Source organism: Vreelandella sp. L-25, from assembly GCF_056857535.1.
Genome location: NZ_JBSXNH010000063.1, coordinates 17,219 through 35,748, shown reverse-complemented (window position 1 = coordinate 35,748; position 18,530 = coordinate 17,219). Strand labels below are relative to the sequence as shown.

Sequence of the window (18,530 nt, the reverse complement as noted above, 5' to 3'; positions counted from 1 at the left end):
CGCCCTTACTTTCCAACAGACGATGCCCGCCGCTCATCCAGCGCCCGCTGGGCGAGCGATACCCGCGACAGGCTCGCCAGCAGTGCCAGCACGGTAGTGCCCGCACCTAGCCAGAGCGTGACCTGAATTGGCGAGCCCAGTGCCAGCGCCGCTCCTACCAGTGCGACACCAAACGACTGCCCCACCGTGCGTGTGGTGCTCATCACCCCTGAAACGTTGGCACTGCGCTCCGGCGGTAGGCTGCCCATCATTTCGCGGTTATTCGGCGGCTGGAAAAGTCCAAACCCAATACCACACAGCGCCGTGCGCCACAGGCTGCCCGCCACGCCGGTGCTCTCATCCACCAGCGCCAGCGCGACTAGGCCAATAATCAGTAGCATCAGCCCGGTACTAGATAGCAGGCTGGGATTAACTCGATCCGCCAACCGCCCCGCCAACGGCCCCACTAGCATGATCGCCAGGGGCCACGGCGTGAATAGCCAAGCGGTTTCTAGTGGCGAAAAGCCCATCTGCTCCTGGTAGAAAAACGATAGCGCCACAAAAGTGAGTCCCTGGCCGATAAAAGCCAGGCCAGATGCCGAGACCGCCAGCGTAAAGCGCTTCTCGGCAAACACACTCAGCGGCAGCAGCGGGTAAGGCGCGCGGCGCTGGCGATGAATAAACAGCGCGCAGGCCCCTACCGCTAACAGTGCCCAGCCGCCGCTTTGCCAGAGTGGTGCAGCGTGACCAACGGCGTCCATAGCGACAAAGAAGCTCGCCAGCATCAACATCGAGTAGAGTGCCCCCAGCGTATCAAAACTACCCTGGCGAGGCGTATCCCGCGGCAACGCCCGGCTGGCTAGCCAGAGCGAGCACACCCCGAGGGGCACGTTGAGCGCAAACAACCACGGCCAATCCACAAACGAGAGAATAACCCCGCTGAGCGTGGGGCCTGCGGCATAACCACCCGCTACCACTAGAGCACTTAGACCGAGCGCGCTGCCTAACAAGCGGGATGGAAAAATAGCCCGATAGAGGGACGGCCCAATAGAAAGGGTCGCAGCTGCCCCAAGGCCTTGGAAGGCGCGAAACACTAGCAATGTTTCTAAATTACGCGACAGTGCCGCCCCTAGTGCTGCTACCACAAACGTCCCAAGGCCAAACAAGTAGAGCCGCCTGCGAGTAATGAGCTCGCTGATGCCCGCAAATACCAGTAAGAACGCAGCACACACGACCTGGAACAGGTTAGTAATCCATACTGCCCTGGAGGCCGGCACATTCAGATCGGCAGCAATGGTGGGCAGGGCCAGGTTGATCATGGTGGTATCGACCACCGCCATCAACGTACCGGTGACCAGCGCCAGCACGGCGAGCAGGCGCTCAGGCCCCGGCAGCCCATCATCGCCAGGGCGAGTTTCAAGCAGTCGCATGGTAATGAATTCCTAAACAGACCCCTTACAAACGGCGAAACCGGCCGAAGCCGGTTTCACTGTGCGCTTACGCTAAAATAGTAGCACGCTAATCTTGTTCGTTGTCGAGCAGCAGCGCGTCGTCAACATCCGAGATTTCCAGGGCGGTTTCGTCGTCCAGGTCAATGGCTAAGTAGCTGTGCTCAACGCGCAGGAAGTCCTGAAACAGCGACCAATCTAATTTTTCTGGCCACTGGCGCTCATCCTCTTCCCAGGCGCGTAGCTCGGTCTCCAGGATTTCTACGTGACGCTCGCGGACAAACGTCTCTAACGCCTCAGGGGTATCCATCTCGGGGATCAGGTATACCGTACTTTCACGTTCGACGTCGTCCAGGGTCAGGTCGTCGTCTCCCATGGTGGGTTCGAGCGCATTGATCCAGTCCACGAAGGTCTGGGTCGGCCTGACGCTCAGGGCAGAGCGATTTAGCAGTTTCATGGGATTCTCCTCGCCGTCGAAACGTTGACCATTATGGGCGCTAAATCGCGCCCTTACCAACTTTTCGTCCGCTACCGCCTGATTGAGCGTTAATCCACCTCGGGGCGCATGGCCGGGAATAGCAGCACATCCCGAATGGAGGGGCTGTCGGTGAACAGCATCACCAAGCGGTCAATGCCAATGCCCTCGCCCGCCGTGGGCGGCAGGCCGTACTCCAGCGCGCGCACGTAGTCGGCGTCATAGTACATGGCTTCCAGATCACCGGCGTCTTTCTCGGCGGCCTGTTCACGGAAACGCTCTGCCTGGTCTTCGGCGTCGTTCAGCTCCGAGAAGCCATTGGCGATCTCGCGTCCACCGACGAAGAACTCAAAGCGGTCGGTCACGAAGGGGTTGGCATCGTTACGACGCGCCAGCGGGCTAACTTCTGCCGGGTATTCAGTGATGAACGTGGGCTGGTCCAGTTTGTGTTCCGCCACTTCTTCAAAGATCTCGGTTTGAACTTTACCCAGGCCCCAGCTCTCTTTGACCTTGATGCCCAGTTTTTCCGCCGCAGCGCGGGCAGCATCTAGGGTATCTAGGTCGGCATCGGTGATGCCGTCGCCGTGATCCAGAATCGCTTGGCGCAGGGTGAGACGCTTGAAGGGCTGACCAAAATCGTAGCTGGCCCCCTGGTAAGTAATCGTGGTGGTGCCCAGCACTTCCTGAGCCGCCGTGCGCAGCATGGCTTCGGTCATGTCCAGCAGGTCGCGGTAATCCGCGTAGGCCCAGTAGAACTCCATCATGGTGAACTCAGGGTTGTGCCGAGTGGACAGCCCTTCGTTACGGAAATTGCGGTTGATCTCGAACACTTTCTCGAAACCACCCACCACCAGACGCTTCAGGTAAAGCTCCGGCGCAATACGCAGGTACATATCGATATCCAGCGCATTGTGGTGAGTAATAAACGGACGCGCCGCCGCGCCGCCGGGGATCGGCTGCAGCATCGGCGTTTCCACTTCCATGAAGCCACGGGCTTCGAAGAAACGGCGCATGGAGCTGATCACCGCCGCGCGGGTCTCGAACACCTTACGCGACTGCGGGTTCATGATCAGATCGACGTAGCGCTGGCGGTAGCGCGCTTCTTGATCGGTCAGGCCGTGGAACTTATCCGGCAGCGGGCGCAAGCTCTTGGTCAGCAGCTGCGCCTCGACCATCATCACGTACAAGTCGCCTTTACCCGACTTATGCACCGGGCCACGGGCGGCGACGATATCGCCGATATCCCAGCCTTTGATGTCTTCCAGCACGTCTTCCGGCAGCCCCTTTTTATCCACGTAGAGCTGGATCTGGCCCGCCACGTCCTGAATCACGATGAAAGGACCGCGTTTGCGCATCACGCGACCGGCCACCGACGCCTGATGATCCAGCGCTTCCAGCTCGGCTTTGTCTTTCTCGCCCAGCAGGTTGTGCAGCTCAACGGTGAGGCTGTCGCGGCGGAAATCGTTCGGGAAAGCGCTCTTGCCCTGCTCGGCCGCTCGCTCACGGCGGGCCGCCAGCTTGGCACGGCGCTCGGCGATCAGGTGATTTTCGTTATCGAGAGAAGACGCGTCTTGGTTAGCCATCGGGCACCCTATTTCTGTTCAAACGCTAAAAAGATTACAAACCCTGCTTCAGGCTGGCGACGATAAACTGATCTAAATCCCCGTCGAGCACCTTGTCGCAGTTGCTGGACTGAACGCCGGTACGCAGGTCTTTAATGCGCTGATCATCCAGTACGTAAGAGCGAATTTGGCTGCCCCAACCGATATCGGCTTTGGAGTCTTCCGCTTCCTGCTTGGCCGCATTGCGCTTTTGCATCTCAAACTCCCACAGCTTCGCCTTCAACTGCTTCATGGCGAAATCGCGGTTGGCGTGCTGGCTGCGCTGATTCTGGCATGCCACCACAATTCCGGTGGGTTCGTGGGTAATCCGTACCGCGGAGTCGGTGGTGTTGACGTGCTGACCACCCGCACCGCTGGAACGATAGGTATCGACACGCAGATCCGATGGATTGATCTCGACCTCGAAGCTGTCGTCGATTTCTGGCGACACAAAGACGGAGGCAAACGAGGTGTGGCGACGGCCGCCAGAGTCAAACGGGCTCTTGCGCACCAGACGATGGACGCCGGTTTCGGTACGCAGCCAGCCAAAGGCATGGTCACCCTGAATATGCAGCGACGCCGACTTGATGCCCGCGACTTCCCCGGCAGAGATTTCGATGATCTCGGTCTTGAAGCCGTGGCTTTCGGCCCAACGCAGGTACATGCGCAGCAGAATGTTGGCCCAATCCTGAGCTTCGGTGCCCCCGGAGCCCGATTGAATATCCAGGTAGGCGTTGTTCTCGTCCATTTCTCCCGAGAACATGCGGCGAAACTCGAGCTTCTCCAGAGCGTCCTGTAAGCCGTCGAGCTCTTTGCGTACTTCCTCGACGGTGCCCTCGTCCTCTTCCATCTCGGCGAGTTCCAACAGGTCGCGGCTATCCGCTAGCCCCTGATCCAGCTCATCGATGGTCGCCACAATGGCTTCCAGGGAGGCACGCTCTTTGCCCAGCTTTTGAGCGTAGTCTGGATCGTTCCAGACGTTGGGGTCTTCGAGTTCGCGGGATACTTCTTCTAGCCGATCTTTACGCTCGGCATAGTCAAAGATACCCCCTAAGAACGTCTGTCCGCTCAGACAGGTCCTTGATCTGGTTATGAATCGGGTTGGTTTCCAGCATGGATCGCCCTAGCCTTGGTCAGTAAATAGCGGGGTCTCATGCGCGCTAAAACGCGGCTTAAAAGAGACAGGCGCCGCTGAGGTGACTCACCGCTTGGCGTTTAACACCTTCGCGAGCCAGCCCAGCGGCGGAATTCTGGCACGCATTGTAGCGAAACCCAGCGCATACCGCACCCACCCAGCCCTTCGTTGCTCACGTAAAAAACCCGGCCGAAGCCGGGTCAGTAGGTCGAAAACCGATCAGTAAGCGCGAGCAGCCGATCAGAACCGATAGGTCAGCTGAGCACCAAAGCCATGAGCTTGGTTTTTGTAGTCGGCAGAGTAAGTGGCACCGCCGACGGGCACACCACCGGTTTGAGCACTGGCAAGCAAGTCTTGACGATCTTGCTCAACAAAGGTGCTGCGCTCGGTGAGATAGGAGTAGGCGAAGTCCAGCGTCAGATCGGGGGTCGGGCTCCAGCCAGCACCGACAGAGAAGATACGACGCTCATCAGAGGGAATACGTACGCTGCGGTCTTGGTCGTTGGTAGGCGTGAAATCTAACGTTACGCCAGCGCGCAGCGCTAACGTCGGCGTTAACTGATACTCACCACCAGAGGCAAAGGCCCAGGCATTTGAGTAGTTTTGCTGCTCGTTGGTAATTTCGTTACCTTGGCTACCAATGATTGAGATCTCTTCAAACTGGCTCCAACGCACCCATGATGCGCCGAACATCAGCTTCAGGCGGTCGGTCATTTGTTGAGTTAGCGAGAAGTTAACCGTTTCAGGCGTGGTCAAATCCAAGCTAGCGGTATCGGCACGCACTACATTGCCGAGCGGATCTGTGGCCTGGAAGGTGCCTTCCAATTCGTAATCAACCGCTGAACGATAGGTTAGACCAAGGGTCGTTTCTGGCACCGGCTGATAAATGACGCCTAGGTTATACCCCCAACCGTCGTCGTCACCTTCGACCCGTGAGTCCACATCACCCGCCGCGTTAAATGCTGCGCTGGACGGCAGTTGACGACGCAGCTCACCTTCCACTTGATTGTAAGTAATACCAATACCCGCCGACCACTGCTCATTAAAGCGGTAAGACACTGTTGGCTGCGCACTCACCACACGTAACTCGGTGTAATCACCAAAATAACGGCCCTGGAACGTATCCTCGTACTCGGTTTTAGAACCGAACGGTGCGTAAACGCCAAACCCAAACGCCAGTTGTTCATTGACTGGGTGAGCATAGAACGCAAAGGGCACCAGCGTACCCGGCACCATATCGCCATCGTTCGTTCCAGGAATCGCACCGATAGGCACCTGAGTACCGACGGGGGCACCGCCTTGAGCAACACCGGCATCTAATGTGCGGTTCGCCGAGACATTACTAATATCCGTATCGACGCTTAGGAAAGTACCACCCGCTGTAATCTGGGCGCGGTCGAGGAACGACATACCCGCCGGGTTACCGAACACGATGGTGGCGTCGTTGACGTTTGAGCTACGTCCCGCATGGCCGTACCCCTGCCCACTGACGCTCTGCTCGTTGATTTGATATCCGCCTGCGTTGGCTTGGCTAGCAAAAGCAACTGCTGCTACCGCGGCCACTAGGGTTAGTTTTTTGAAGTTATTATGCATTGTGGGCCTCTCTCCCGATGATCCGGCGGACTGTGCCATCCACCCGCGTTGTTCCTACACCTCAGTTTTCGCCCAATGTAGGGTTTGGTTCAAGGGCAAACGAGCGTTTTATTTTGTTTTTTACTTATACATTAGTCGCACGACCGTTTTAAATCAGTGTTTTAGTCATTTTGACTGATGCTGACGCGCACGCTTGACCTATGGGTTACCCATAGGTTTTACACTATTTTAAATAACATTAGATGGCGGCCTGGGAGAAAAACAGTGCTGAACGACTTAAAAGTGAGCGAACTTGCCAAACGTGGCAACGTGACTGCTGAGACCGTTCGCCACTACACGCGCGAAGGACTGCTCTCGCCCACACGCCACCCTGATAATGGCTATCAACTTTTTTCAGCCACCGACCTTGAGCGGCTGCACTTTATTCAGCGGGCGCGAAAGCTGGGCTTTAGCGTGGCGGAAATCCGCGACATTCTGGCCCATGCCGACCAAGGCGACTCCCCCTGCCCGCTAGTGCGCGATCTGCTTGCCCACCGGCTGCCGCAAATACGCGCGCGGATTGCCGAGCTAGAGGCACTTGCCGAGCGTATGGAGCAGGCACTGGAGAGCTGGCGCGACATGCCCGACGGCACCCCCGACGGCCATAGCCTGTGCCGCTTAATCGAAAGTTTTCCTGAGGAGGCCCCATGCAGCACGACACCGAGCAAACCGTGATGCTGATACGCACCGTGCCGGGTATGAACTGCCAGGGCTGCGTTAAGCGCATGCGTGAGGCGATTCAAGCCCAGGACCCGGCCGCCCAAGTGGAAGGGTTTCCTGCAGAAAAGCGTCTGGAAGTGACCAGCTCCCTTGACGATCAAGCGCTGGATAGTGCGCTCAACGAAGCGGGCTACCCACCCAGCGACGACGCGAGTGACGCACCACACCCCGACGCACCTGAACCCGCTGAATCGCAGAGCGCTCCCGTGGATGCGCCCCAACTGCGCCTGCTGATTAGCGGTATGACCTGTGCGGGCTGCGTGAAAAGCGTTGAGAAGGCGCTGGCCAACACGCCTGGAGTGAACAGCGCCTCGGTGAATTTCGGCACGCACACTGCCCAAGTTACAGGCAGTGCAACGCCTGATGCGCTAATGGCCTCCGTTGCTGAGGCAGGCTATCGCGCCGAACCGATTGTGGATATACGTGAAGCCGAGCGCACTCGCGAGGCGCAAGAGGCCGTTACCTACCGCCAGCGCCTCAAGGGCAGCGTGCTGTCGCTCTCCCTCGCCATTCCACTGATGCTGAGCATGTTCGTCTATCACCCACACCCCATGGGCGCCGGCCGCTTGTATTGGCTGGTGATTGGCCTGCTGACGCTGGCTATTTTGGCCTTTCCTGGGCGGCACTTTTTCACCAACGCCTGGAAACAACTCAAGCACCACCAAGCCAACATGGACACCCTGGTGGCCATGGGTACCGGCACCGCCTGGCTCTACTCCATGATGGTGGTGCTCTTTGCCCCCTGGTTGCCTGAGGTGGCTCACGGCATCTATTTTGAAGCCTCTGCCATGGTGATCGGCCTGATTTTGTTGGGCAATGCACTGGAGCTCAAAGCCCGCGGTCGCACCAGCAGCGCCCTTAAACGGCTGCTCGACCTGCAGGAGAAAACCGCCCGGGTGATACGCGACGGCGTTGAACAAGAAATCGCGGTGGACGATGTAGCGCTGGATGACCATATTCGCGTGCGCCCCGGTGAGCGGCTGCCGGTGGATGGCGTAGTGCTCGACGGCCAGAGCTATATCGATGAATCCATGCTTACCGGCGAACCGGTGCCCGTGCATAAAACAGCGGACGATGACGTAAGCGCGGGCACGGTGAACGGTAACGGTAGCTTGGTGTACCGCGCCACGCGCATCGGCCGCGATACCCGTTTGGGGCGCATTACCGAGCAGGTGGCCAGCGCACAAAACTCCCGCCCGCCGATTGGTGAGCTGGCCGATAAAATATCAGGCGTATTTGTACCCACCGTGATGATTATTGCGGTGCTAACGGCCCTTGCCTGGTACAACCTCGGACCCGCTCCGGTGGCTATTCATATGCTGGTTACTGCTACTACCGTGCTAATTATCGCCTGCCCCTGCGCGCTGGGCTTGGCCACCCCGATCTCTACCATGATTGGCGTGGGCAAAGCCGCCGAGCATGGCGTGCTGGTGCGTAGCGGCGAAGCGCTGCAAACCGCGAGCCGCCTGACCACACTGGTCGTCGATAAAACGGGAACACTGACCGAAGGCAAACCTCGTGTGACCGAGGCAACGGTGCTGCACGATGATAGCGCCCAAGTGCTGGCCTGGGTGGCCGCCCTAGAGAGCCGCTCGGAGCACCCCCTTGCCAAAGCGCTGACGGCCTACGCCGAAGAGCACGACGCCCGTCCTGATACGCTGGCTAGCTTTGATAGCGTGACCGGCGGCGGTGTTAAAGGCACCAGCCAAGCCAATGACACGCTGCTGCTAGGCAATGCGCGCTTATTGGAAGCGTCTGGCGTCGACCTTTCCCCAGCAGACGAGAGCATTCGCCAGTTGGAAGCCAAGGCGCGCTCGCTGGTTTATTTAGCGGTGAATGGCAAGCTGGCCGCCCTCTTCGGCGTTAGCGACCCGCTGCGCAAAGATGCCGCTGCCGCCGTGAAGCGCTTGCAGAACGATGGGTTAATCGTTGTGATGCTGACTGGCGATAACGAGCATACCGCCGCTGCGGTGGCCCGCGAGGTAGGCATTAGCGAGTTCAAGGCAGGCATGACGCCTGACGACAAGCATGCAGAAATTGAGCGCCGCCAAGCGGCGGGCGAAGTGGTCGGCATGGTGGGCGACGGTATTAACGACGCCCCCGCGCTGGCCCGCGCCAACGTGGGTTTTGCCATTGGCCAGGGTACCGATATCGCCATGGAGAGCGCCGGTATTACGCTGATGCGCGGCTCACTACACGGCGTGGCCACGGCGATTGAACTGAGCCGTGCCACGCTCTCTAACATCAAGCAGAACCTGATCGGCGCGTTTGGCTATAACGTGCTGTGCATCCCGATTGCCGCTGGCGTGCTCTACCCCGTAACCGGCATGTTGCTGTCACCGATCATTGCCGGCGTGGCCATGTCGCTCTCCTCCATCACCGTGGTCAGCAACGCCAACCGCCTACGGTTATGGAAGCCCACCCAGCAGGAGGCCGTATGAGTTTACTGATCAACCTTGCGGGTATTGCCATCATTGGCTTGATCGTCTGGTGGTTTTGGCTTAACTAGCTGATTTTACGTCATCACGGCTAGCTAACCCCGATATAACGCCCTGGCTTGTGGTTCAGGGCGATAATCAAGTTGAGCATCAGCGCCCCCAACACCGAGTAGCCTACACGGTCTAGCGGTAGCTGGGTGAGTGCCACCAGCAGGATCACGGCGTCGATGCCGAGCTGCACATAGCCTGCCCGCAGGCCATGTTTATCCTGCAGGTAGAGGGCAAGAATGTTGATACCGCCGAGGCTGGTGCGGTGGCGAAACAGCATCAGCATGCCAATCCCCATCAATGCGCCGCCCATCAGTGCCGCGTAGAGCGACGGCACGTTGGCAAATTCGACCCACCCCTGAGTAAGCTCGGAGAACAGCGAGACCAAGCCAATGGCGACAAAGGTGCGCAGCGTAAAGCTCCACCCCATGCGTTTGATCGCCAGATAGTAAAACGGCAGGTTGATGGCAAAAAACCACACGCCAAATCCCCACCCGGTCAGGTAATTGAGCAGTAGCGCCATCCCTGCGGTACTGCCGGTGAGCAGCACCGCGTGGGTGTAAAACGTCACCCCTAGCGCCACAAACAGCGTGCCCAACAGCATCGCCATGATGTCTTCGTAGGGCTTGTGAGGGTCTTTAGGCAGGTCTTCCATGCGCATGAGTGCGTCCTTTTTAGGATTATTAGAGCGGCCGCTTAAGCGGCCAAGGACGCGAGGATAGCGGAGAGTATTAAACGGGGCTAGCGTGCTCCACCATGAGCTGCAATGACTCGCGACCGCGCCAGCGGTTGCGATTGAGCTTGTAAGCGCAGTGCAGCGTATCGCCCACGCTAAACGAGGGCAACTCCCCCGGTGTGAGCGCGCGAAACCAAATCGCTTTGCTGGTGACGGCCCCCATGGAGAGCTCCATCATCAGGTGCGAACCTTCTGCACCCACCGGGCGCAGCGCTTCCACAATAAAGCGCCCTTCAAATAACGGCGGGTCGAACTCCCGCCCGTAGGGGCCTAACGTCTCGATTTCCACCAGCGTCGCCAGCGAGAGTTGGGCGGTCGAGAGCTCGCCATCGGTCCACAGACGCGGGTAGAGCGGTGTATCGCCCAGCTGCTCACCGACCGCCTGCAAAAACGCGGCTTTGAAGGTGTCGAGCTGCTCCCGTGGCACGCCCACGCCTGCAGCGCCACTGTGGCCCCCAAAGCGCGGCAGCGCCTCTGGGGCAAGCTCAAAGGTGCGCTGTAGTGCGTCCCGTAAATGCAGCCCGTCAATAGAGCGGCCGGAGCCGGTAAGCATATTGGGTGCCGCCGCCCGCGTAAGCACCACGGCTGGGCGTCCGTAGGCCTGCACCAGCCTTGAAGCGACGATGCCCTGCACGCCGGGGTGGCCATCTTCCAGCAGCACCACGACGGCAGGCTCGTTGGCTTCCAAAGCAGGTGCGGCGAGCGCCCACGCCTCCTCGGCCATGTCCGCCTCAATCGCCTTGCGGGACTGGTTATCCTGGTCCAGCACCTCAAGCTGCCGGTTCGCGACGCCGTCGCTCTCGGCCAGCATGAAGTGCAGCGCCGCGTAGGGGTCGTCCAATCGCGAGCGAGCGTTGATTCTCGGCCCCATCTGAAACGCCAGTGTTTCGGCATTGAAGGGCACGCTGTCGGCCCCTAAGCGCGCGGCCATGGCTCGCCAGCAGGCGGCGTCCATGCGGTTGATTAGCGTCAGGCCATGGCTGACCACCGCTCGATTGGCGGGGCTTCCGCCTAGCGAGACGCAGTCCGCCACGGTGCCTAACGCCACGTAGGAGAGCCACGGTGAGAGCTTCGGCGTGGCCTCAGGCAATACGCCCCACTCTACCAGTACGCCGCGGGCGAGCGACATCAGCAGCCACGCCACCATGCAGCCCGCAATGGTTTTATCCGGGTAGTGGCAGTCGCTGCGGGTCGGGTTCACGCAGGCATACGCCGAGGGCGGTGGGCCTTCCAGGGGCAGCGCATGGTGGTCGCTGACCACCACATCGATACCGGCTGCTTTCAGCCGCGCAATGCGCGGCTCGTCAGAACTGCCGCAGTCGGCGGTAATCACCAGCGTGGGCAGCGGTTTTAAGCTCAGCGTTCGCTCCACCAGCGGCAGGCTGATGCCGTAGCCGTCGTGAATGCGGTGACCAATTAAGCTGTGTAGCTTGTGCTCGGGCACGCCAAATAGCTCGACCAGCGTACGCCGAATGACCACGTGAGAGGTGATGCCGTCCACATCGTAGTCGGTCAGAATGCCTATGGACTCGCCCTCGGCGACCGCCTGGGCAATCCGCTCCGCCGCTCGGCGACCATCGGCAAGTTTTTCAGGATGCACGAGATAGCGCAGGCTGGGCGACACCAGCGGCGCAAGCTCCCCGGTATAGCCGGGCAGCCGCGACGCCAAAAGCCTTGCCTGAAGCTCGCTCAGCCCTTCGGATTGCGCACGCAAATAAACAGCCTCGTCCAGGGGACGAGGCTCTAGGCGGGGCTGGTTACTCTGCTGAGAAAGGGGTGACACTTGGGTCATATCACCTCAGCGACGGTTGTCAGCGACGAACTGCTGGACCGCGCTCAATTCTGCGGGCAACACCGTATAGCGCTCTTCGCGCTCCAGCAGGTCGTCCATGTGGGTCGGCAGCGGTACGCCCTGGAAGCCCGCTTTCACCACTGCCTCGGCGAACTTCGCCGGGTGGGCGGTGGCCAGGGTGATCATCGGCGTGGAGGTGTCTACACGTGCCCGCTCGGCCGCTCGGTAGCCGGTCGCCGTATGCGGATCGAGAATCTCACCGGTACGATGATGCGCTTCCCGAATCACTTCCAGAATCGTCTCGTCATCGACGCTGTAGCTGGCGAACTTCTCGCGCAGCTTGGCCAGCGGCGCATCGGCAAGCGCAGTAGGCTCTTGCTGGAAGCGTTCCAGCAGAGCTGCCACGGCGGCACCATCACGGTCGTAGGCATCGAACAGCAGGCGCTCGAAATTGGACGACACGACGATATCCATAGAGGGTGCCAGCGTGGCTGCGAGCTCTTTCTTGGAGAAGTCGTTAGCCGCCAACGTGCGGTGCAGGATGTCGTTGGCATTGGTGGCAATGATGAACTGCTTCACCGGCAGGCCCATCTTGTAGGCCATGTAGCCCGCAAAGACGTTGCCGAAGTTAGCCGAGGGCACGCAGAAGCTCACTTCCCGCTGGGGCGCACCCAAGGCCACGCCTGCGGCCACGTAGTAGACGATCTGGGCCATGATGCGCGCCCAGTTGATCGAATTCACTGCCACAAGCCGCGTGCCGTTCAAGAAGCCTTGATTGGCAAAGCTGGCCTTGACCATCGCCTGGGCATCGTCGAAGTTGCCTTCAATGGCGATGTTAAAGACGTTGTCGGCGAGCACCGAGGTCATCTGGCGACGCTGCACTTCGGAGACGCGGTTGTGGGGGTGCAGTATGAAAATATCGAGGTTGTCGCAGTGGCGGCAGCCTTCGATGGCCGCAGAGCCTGTGTCACCAGAGGTGGCGCCCATGATCACCGCGCGTTCACCACGCTTTTTCAGGAAGTGATCCAGCAGTCGCCCCAACAGTTGCAGCGCCACGTCTTTAAACGCCAGCGTCGGGCCGTGGAACTGCTCTAACAGGAAGTGGCTGGCATCCAGCTGCTTTAACGGCACCACCGCGTCGTGGTTGAACGTGGCGTACGCCTCGGTCACCAAACGGCGGAAGGTCTCGTCGTCGATCTCACCATTGACGAACGGTTTCATCACCCGAAAGGCGATCTCGGCGTAGGAGAGCCCGGCCATGTCGGCCAGCTCTTCTTTGGAGAACTCAGGCAGCGTTTCCGGGACGTAGAGGCCGCCGTCGCTGGCCATACCGGTAAGCACCACCTCTTCGAAAGAGAGCGCGGGGGCTTGCCCACGCGTGCTGATATAGCGCATCGGTTACTCTCCTTCGTCCAGGCTTTCTACGCGAATACGCGTGACGGGGCCTGCAATATCCGCCATGGCTTCGATCTCGCGGATCGCTTCGTTCATCTGCTTCTCTTTGGTGCGATGCGTCAGCAGAATGATCGGTACCAGCTCGCCTTCGGTGGCCTCTTTCTGAATCAGCGCTTCAATGGAGATGCCCTGCTCGGCCAGAATGGTCGCTACACGGGCCAGCACACCGGGGCGGTCTACCGCCAGCAGGCGCAGGTAGTAAGCCGTGGTGATCTCTTCCATCGGCATAATCGGCAGCTGGCTCACGTCTTCGTCGATGCCGCTAAACGCCAGGTAAGGCACGCGGTAGTGGTGGTCGGTGGCGATGTCGCGGGCCACGTCCAGCAGATCCGCCACCACGGCAGACGCCGTTGGCTCAGCACCCGCACCCGCGCCGTAATACAGCGTGGGGCCAACCGCGTCGCCCATGACCGCAATGGCGTTTTTCACACCATGCACATTGGCCAGCAGGCGCTCTTTGGGAATCAACGTGGGGTGAACACGCAGCTCAAGGCCTTGATCGGTACGCTTGGAGATCCCCAGATGCTTGATGACGTAACCGAGGTTGTCGGCCTGCTCCACGTCTTCGGCAGTAATGCGGGAGATCCCTTCGGTGAAAGCTTTTTCAAACTGCAACGGCACGCCGTAGGCAATCGAGGCCAGGATGGTCAGCTTGTGGGCGGCATCGATGCCTTCCACATCGAACGTCGGGTCGGCTTCGGCATAGCCAAGCGCCTGGGCCTCGGCCAATACGTCTTCAAAGGCACGGCCTTCGTCGCGCATGTGAGTCAGAATGAAGTTACCGGTGCCGTTGATAATGCCCGCGACCCACTCGATACGGTTAGCACCCAGGCCTTCACGCAGCGATTTGATGACGGGAATCCCCCCCGCGACGGCGGCTTCAAAGGCAACGATCACGCCCTTTTCATGGGCCGCACGGAAAATCTCGTTACCGTGAACGGCGATCAGCGCCTTGTTGGCGGTGACCACGTGCTTGCCGTTGGCAATCGCGGTGAGCACCAGCTCGCGGGCAATATCGTATCCGCCAATCAGCTCGACCAGCACATCTACGTTGGGGTTGTTCGCCACCTCGAAGACATCGGATGTCGCGTTAATGCCGGTAATATCGCAGTCGGGATGAATACTGCGGTGGGCAACCTGCTCAATCACAATCGGGCGGCCTGCGCGGCGGCTAATATCATCCGCGTTGCGCGTTAATACGTTGAAGGTGCCGCCACCCACAGTGCCTAACCCACAAATGCCTACTCTTACCGGTTTCAAAATACTTCCCCTTTCGTGTTGGGCACCCGCGGGTGCCGCTTCTTAAATCAGTGTCTCAGCGTGTCCGTTCGTCACTTATGTGACGTTATTCATCTTCCAAGCCTAACATGGCAACGAGCCGCTCGGGGGGTACAAATCCAGGCACCATTTGCCCATCGGGCAGGATAATAGCTGGCGTGCCTTGCACCCCTAGCGCTTGCCCCAAGGCGTACTGATCTGCCACCGGGTTATCGCAGCTGGCTTCTGCGGCAATCGTCTGGCCCTCTTTAGCCTGATTCATCGCTTCACTGCGGTTATCAGAGCACCAGACTTGCTGGAGGGTGTTAGCGGCGCCACTGCCCATACCAGCTCGTGGAAAAGCGAGATAGTGTACCGCAATCCCACGTTCGTTGAGCTCGGGCACGGTCTCATGGAGGCGCTCGCAATAGGGGCAGGTGGGGTCGGTAAACACCACCACCGTGGCCTTGGGCTCCTCGACGCCCCTAAACACGACGCGCTCGCTCTCGGGAATCGCTGCCAGCGCCGCTGCTCGCTCTTGGTTGCGGGACTGCTCGGTCAGATTCACTAGTCCATTATCCGCATTTTGGTAGAGGTCCCCTACCAAAAAGTGGCTACCGTCGGCATTGGAGTAAAACGACTCACCGCTCTCCAGACGAACATGATAGATCCCTTCCATCGGCGTGGCGCTCACCTGCTCTACCGGCATCGGCTGGCCGTTCACCTGTAAATTTTCAGCCAAGCGCTCGGCAACATCATCGGCGTAGGCAAAAGCAGGCAGTAAACTGCCCGCCAGCACCAGCCAGGGGGCACAGGATTTCGCAGCTGAGGGCATACGTTGGCGCATTCTTTGATTAACCTCGTGGATGGTGGTCAGCATGCAGTTGCTCCAGGCGCGCCTGGGCAACGTGAGTATAAATTTGTGTGGTGGATAGGTCGCTATGACCTAACAGCAGCTGTACGACCCGTAAATTAGCCCCATGATTCAATAAATGAGTCGCGAATGCGTGGCGCAACGTGTGAGGCGACAGCGGCCGCGATATTCCTGCCGTGATGGCGTGGGCTTTAATACGGTGCCAAAATGTCTGCCGCGTCATTGAGTTATCGCCTCGCCCGGGGAACAGCGCTGGGCGCGTTGGGTCCTGCATCAACGCTGGCCGCGCCGTTTTTAAGTACTGCGCTAGCCACTCGGCGGCCTCCTCCCCCATGGGCACTAGGCGGTCTTTATCCCCTTTGCCGCGCACGCGCACCACCCCCTGGCGCAAGTTGACTGCATCGCCGGTCAGGCCAACAAGCTCAGACACCCGCAGCCCACAGGCGTAAAGCAGCTCCAGCATGGTGCGATCACGCACACCCAGCGGCGTGCCCACATCCGGGGCCAGCAGCAGGCGCTCGACCTCGTCTTCTTCCAACGTATCGGGCAGGCTGGGGCGCACTTTGGGGAGCGACACGTTGGCCAGCGGGTCGCTGTCGATATGACCATACAGTCGTGCCCAGCGATAAAAACTGCGCAGTGACGAAAGCATTCTGGCATTGCTGCGCAGTTGATAGCCCTGCTCGCGGCGCTGCTCCATCCAAGCGCCAAACCGCGCGGGGGACGCCGTGAGCAACGTTTCATCATCGCGTTCAAGCTGCTGCTGCCAAGCGGCTAAATCGCGACGATAGGCCGCTAGCGTATGGTCGCTGGCTCCCTGCTCTAACCACAGAGCATCCAGATAAGCATCAATCACGCTCATAGGCTAACGGTCTCCCTGCAAGGCGACAAACAAAAACCCCGCCCCGCAAAGCGGTGACGGGGTTTTCCGTATCCGAGCGCCGTGCGCCCGTGAAAAAAGTGGCGATTAAGCCAGTTTTTCCTTGATACGCGCCGACTTACCGCTGCGCTCACGCAGGTAGTACAGTTTGGCTTGACGAACGTCACCACGACGCTTGACTTCGATAGAGTCAACCAGCGGGCTGTAGGTCTGGAAGGTACGCTCAACGCCAACACCGTGGGAGATTTTGCGTACGGTGAAAGCGGAGTTCAGGCCGCGGTTACGCTTACCGATGACCACACCTTCAAACGCCTGCAGACGCTCACGAGTACCTTCTTTTACTTTAACCTGAACGACGATGGTGTCGCCCGGTGCAAAAGCAGGAATCTCTTTGCTCATTTGCTCGGCTTCGATCGCCTGGATCACCTTGTTCTTGCTGCTCATCTTCATACTCCTAAATAACGTAATGGCTTGCCACGCAGTCGTGGAAGGGGCAAACCGTGATCCCGGCGCTCGAAGCGAGCTACGCGGGAGTCGTTATGGGTGACGCAGGTACGTAAGCTTACTACTGTATCCGTCCTGCACCGCCGCTCTGCCTACTCCGCTTTACCCAACGTAGCGGACAGAGCGTGTTCCTCGATAAACTCGTCTAGCAGCACTTGCTGCTCGGCGTTAAGGGTTCGCCCTGCTAACAGATCAGGACGACGCTGCCAGGTACGCCCCAGCGACTGCTTTAACCGCCAGCGCTTGATGGCTGCATGATTTCCGCTTAGCAGCACCTCAGGCACTTGGCGCCCGTCGATGACTTCAGGACGGGTATAGTGCGGGCAGTCTAACAAGCCGTCATTAAACGAGTCTTCGATAGCGGAATCCTGGTGGCCCAGCACGCCGGGTACCAACCTTGCCGCTGCGTCGATCAGCACCATCGCGGGCAGCTCACCGCCACTCAGCACATAGTCGCCAATCGACCATTCTTCATCGATGTCACTCTCCACCACGCGCTCATCAATGCCTTCATAGCGCCCGGCAACCACTACAAGAGGGCCTGCCGAGGCGAGCACTTGAACGCCCTGCTGATCTAACCGGCGCCCTTGGGGCGATAGGTAGATCACCGTCGGCGTGAGACCGGTTGCCTGCTCGGCACGTTGGCGAGCATCAAAGATAGCCGCCCGGAGGGTGTCTACCTTCATTAGCATACCGGGGCCGCCGCCATAGGGGCGATCGTCCACGCTGCGGTGGCGGTCGGTGGCATAATCCCGCGGATTCCAAAACTCTAGGGCAATGCGCTGTTTCTCTACCGCCCGACCGATCACGCCCTGCTGGGTAATCGCATCGAACATCTCAGGAAACAGCGATACCACACCAATCCACATCGCTGGTGCGTCTGTTTGGCTGCCTGCAGACTCCTCTGCTGCCACCGTTGCATCCGTCGCCGTAAGTTCGTTCAAAGCGTCTTGGCTCATCAAAACTCAGGGTCCCAGTCAACCACCATACGGCCGTCTTCCAGGCTGATCTCAACGATCACATCATCGGGCAGGAAGGGTAACAGCCGCTCGCGCTTATCGATTGCGTCGTTATCACCGCGTACCACCATGACATCGTTCGCGCCGGTTTCAAACAGGTAGCTGACCTGCCCTAACCGCTCGCCTGACTGAGTGAAGACAGTAAGGCCCTCAAGCTCATGCCAGTAATACTCATCGTCGGAAAGCTCGGGCAGTGACTCTTTCGGCATCAGGATATCCGCTTGCGCCAGCGCTTCGGCTGCCGTTCGGTCATCCACACCTTTTAACTGCACCACCAACCCTTTACCTTGCCGACTCCCCTGAACCACGGTCATACGCGTGAGGGTTTCCCCTTGGCGCACCCACCACTCAGGGTACTCTAGAATGCTGTCCATGGGGTTGGTATAGGAGTACACCTTCAGCCAACCTTTAATCCCGTGAGGGCTAGTTAGCTTACCAAGCACCACATGTGTGTCGTCAGTATGGCTAGTGTTAAAACGCGTCATTGACGACCACTCCAGCTACAACAGCATCTATTGCTATGACTTGCGACGGGCA

General features: G+C 59.3%; 16 protein-coding genes. 2 read left to right on the top strand and 14 right to left on the bottom strand.

The window, feature by feature from the left end:
- Positions 1 to 5: 5 nt before the first annotated feature.
- The 5 genes from AC13CN_RS08375 to AC13CN_RS08355 form a co-directional block, all read right to left on the bottom strand.
- Positions 6 to 1,409, bottom strand: a complete 1,404-nt coding sequence (locus AC13CN_RS08375; RefSeq protein ID WP_058579704.1) for an MFS transporter — start codon at positions 1,407 to 1,409, stop codon at positions 6 to 8.
- 88 nt (positions 1,410 to 1,497) lie between these two features.
- On the bottom strand, positions 1,498 to 1,884 hold the full coding sequence (locus AC13CN_RS08370) for a hypothetical protein (protein WP_062359457.1): 387 nt from the start codon (positions 1,882 to 1,884) through the stop codon (positions 1,498 to 1,500).
- Between the two features lie 89 nt (positions 1,885 to 1,973).
- On the bottom strand, positions 1,974 to 3,485 hold the full coding sequence (gene lysS / locus AC13CN_RS08365) for a lysine--tRNA ligase (protein WP_062359464.1): 1,512 nt from the start codon (positions 3,483 to 3,485) through the stop codon (positions 1,974 to 1,976).
- Between the two features lie 34 nt (positions 3,486 to 3,519).
- A protein-coding gene (gene prfB / locus AC13CN_RS08360; RefSeq protein ID WP_128082421.1) for a peptide chain release factor 2 occupies positions 3,520 to 4,618 on the bottom strand; the annotation gives its coding sequence in 2 pieces (ribosomal slippage) (positions 3,520 to 4,542 and positions 4,544 to 4,618; 1,098 coding nt in all).
- A gap of 260 nt (positions 4,619 to 4,878) precedes the next feature.
- A complete protein-coding gene (locus tag AC13CN_RS08355; RefSeq protein ID WP_062374891.1) occupies positions 4,879 to 6,231 on the bottom strand; it encodes an OmpP1/FadL family transporter in 1,353 nt (450 codons plus the stop codon).
- A 264-nt stretch (positions 6,232 to 6,495) separates the two neighbouring features.
- On the opposite strand from AC13CN_RS08355, the gene AC13CN_RS08350 reads away from it, so the two are divergent.
- Both AC13CN_RS08350 and AC13CN_RS08345 read left to right on the top strand, forming a co-directional pair.
- On the top strand, positions 6,496 to 6,945 hold the full coding sequence (locus AC13CN_RS08350) for a MerR family transcriptional regulator (RefSeq protein ID WP_390623727.1): 450 nt from the start codon (positions 6,496 to 6,498) through the stop codon (positions 6,943 to 6,945).
- The gene (locus AC13CN_RS08345; protein WP_062374893.1) at positions 6,918 to 9,431 is read left to right on the top strand and encodes a heavy metal translocating P-type ATPase; all 2,514 of its coding nucleotides are present in this window, start codon (positions 6,918 to 6,920) and stop codon (positions 9,429 to 9,431) included. The genes AC13CN_RS08350 and AC13CN_RS08345 overlap by 28 nt, the downstream gene beginning before the upstream one ends.
- An 88-nt stretch (positions 9,432 to 9,519) precedes the next feature.
- Here the strand turns inward: AC13CN_RS08345 and AC13CN_RS08340 are convergent, their stop codons facing one another.
- The 9 genes from AC13CN_RS08340 to rimM all read right to left on the bottom strand — a co-directional run bounded on the left by AC13CN_RS08340 (position 9,520) and on the right by rimM (position 18,478).
- Positions 9,520 to 10,137, bottom strand: a complete 618-nt coding sequence (locus tag AC13CN_RS08340) for a YitT family protein (protein ID WP_062359474.1) — start codon at positions 10,135 to 10,137, stop codon at positions 9,520 to 9,522.
- A gap of 70 nt (positions 10,138 to 10,207) precedes the next feature.
- Positions 10,208 to 12,004 (bottom strand): single-stranded-DNA-specific exonuclease RecJ, encoded by a 1,797-nt coding sequence (locus AC13CN_RS08335; RefSeq protein WP_062374895.1) that lies wholly within the window; start codon positions 12,002 to 12,004, stop codon positions 10,208 to 10,210.
- 6 nt (positions 12,005 to 12,010) lie between these two features.
- Positions 12,011 to 13,399 carry a threonine synthase gene (gene thrC / locus AC13CN_RS08330; RefSeq protein ID WP_058579709.1) on the bottom strand — a complete coding sequence of 463 codons (1,389 nt, stop codon included), beginning with the start codon at positions 13,397 to 13,399 and terminating at the stop codon, positions 12,011 to 12,013.
- Between the two features lie 3 nt (positions 13,400 to 13,402).
- On the bottom strand, positions 13,403 to 14,719 hold the full coding sequence (locus tag AC13CN_RS08325; protein WP_044629618.1) for a homoserine dehydrogenase: 1,317 nt from the start codon (positions 14,717 to 14,719) through the stop codon (positions 13,403 to 13,405).
- A gap of 85 nt (positions 14,720 to 14,804) precedes the next feature.
- On the bottom strand, positions 14,805 to 15,596 hold the full coding sequence (locus AC13CN_RS08320; protein WP_044629619.1) for a DsbC family protein: 792 nt from the start codon (positions 15,594 to 15,596) through the stop codon (positions 14,805 to 14,807).
- Positions 15,571 to 16,452 (bottom strand): site-specific tyrosine recombinase XerD, encoded by an 882-nt coding sequence (gene xerD, locus AC13CN_RS08315; protein ID WP_062374897.1) that lies wholly within the window; start codon positions 16,450 to 16,452, stop codon positions 15,571 to 15,573. The genes AC13CN_RS08320 and xerD overlap by 26 nt, the downstream gene beginning before the upstream one ends.
- A gap of 105 nt (positions 16,453 to 16,557) precedes the next feature.
- On the bottom strand, positions 16,558 to 16,914 hold the full coding sequence (gene rplS, locus AC13CN_RS08310) for a 50S ribosomal protein L19 (RefSeq protein WP_054640811.1): 357 nt from the start codon (positions 16,912 to 16,914) through the stop codon (positions 16,558 to 16,560).
- Positions 16,915 to 17,066: 152 nt separating this feature from the next.
- Complete coding sequence (trmD, locus tag AC13CN_RS08305; protein ID WP_058579728.1) at positions 17,067 to 17,843, bottom strand: tRNA (guanosine(37)-N1)-methyltransferase TrmD; 777 nt, start codon at positions 17,841 to 17,843, stop codon at positions 17,067 to 17,069.
- An 89-nt stretch (positions 17,844 to 17,932) separates the two neighbouring features.
- On the bottom strand, positions 17,933 to 18,478 hold the full coding sequence (rimM, locus tag AC13CN_RS08300; protein ID WP_062359481.1) for a ribosome maturation factor RimM: 546 nt from the start codon (positions 18,476 to 18,478) through the stop codon (positions 17,933 to 17,935).
- Positions 18,479 to 18,530: the final 52 nt, after the last annotated feature.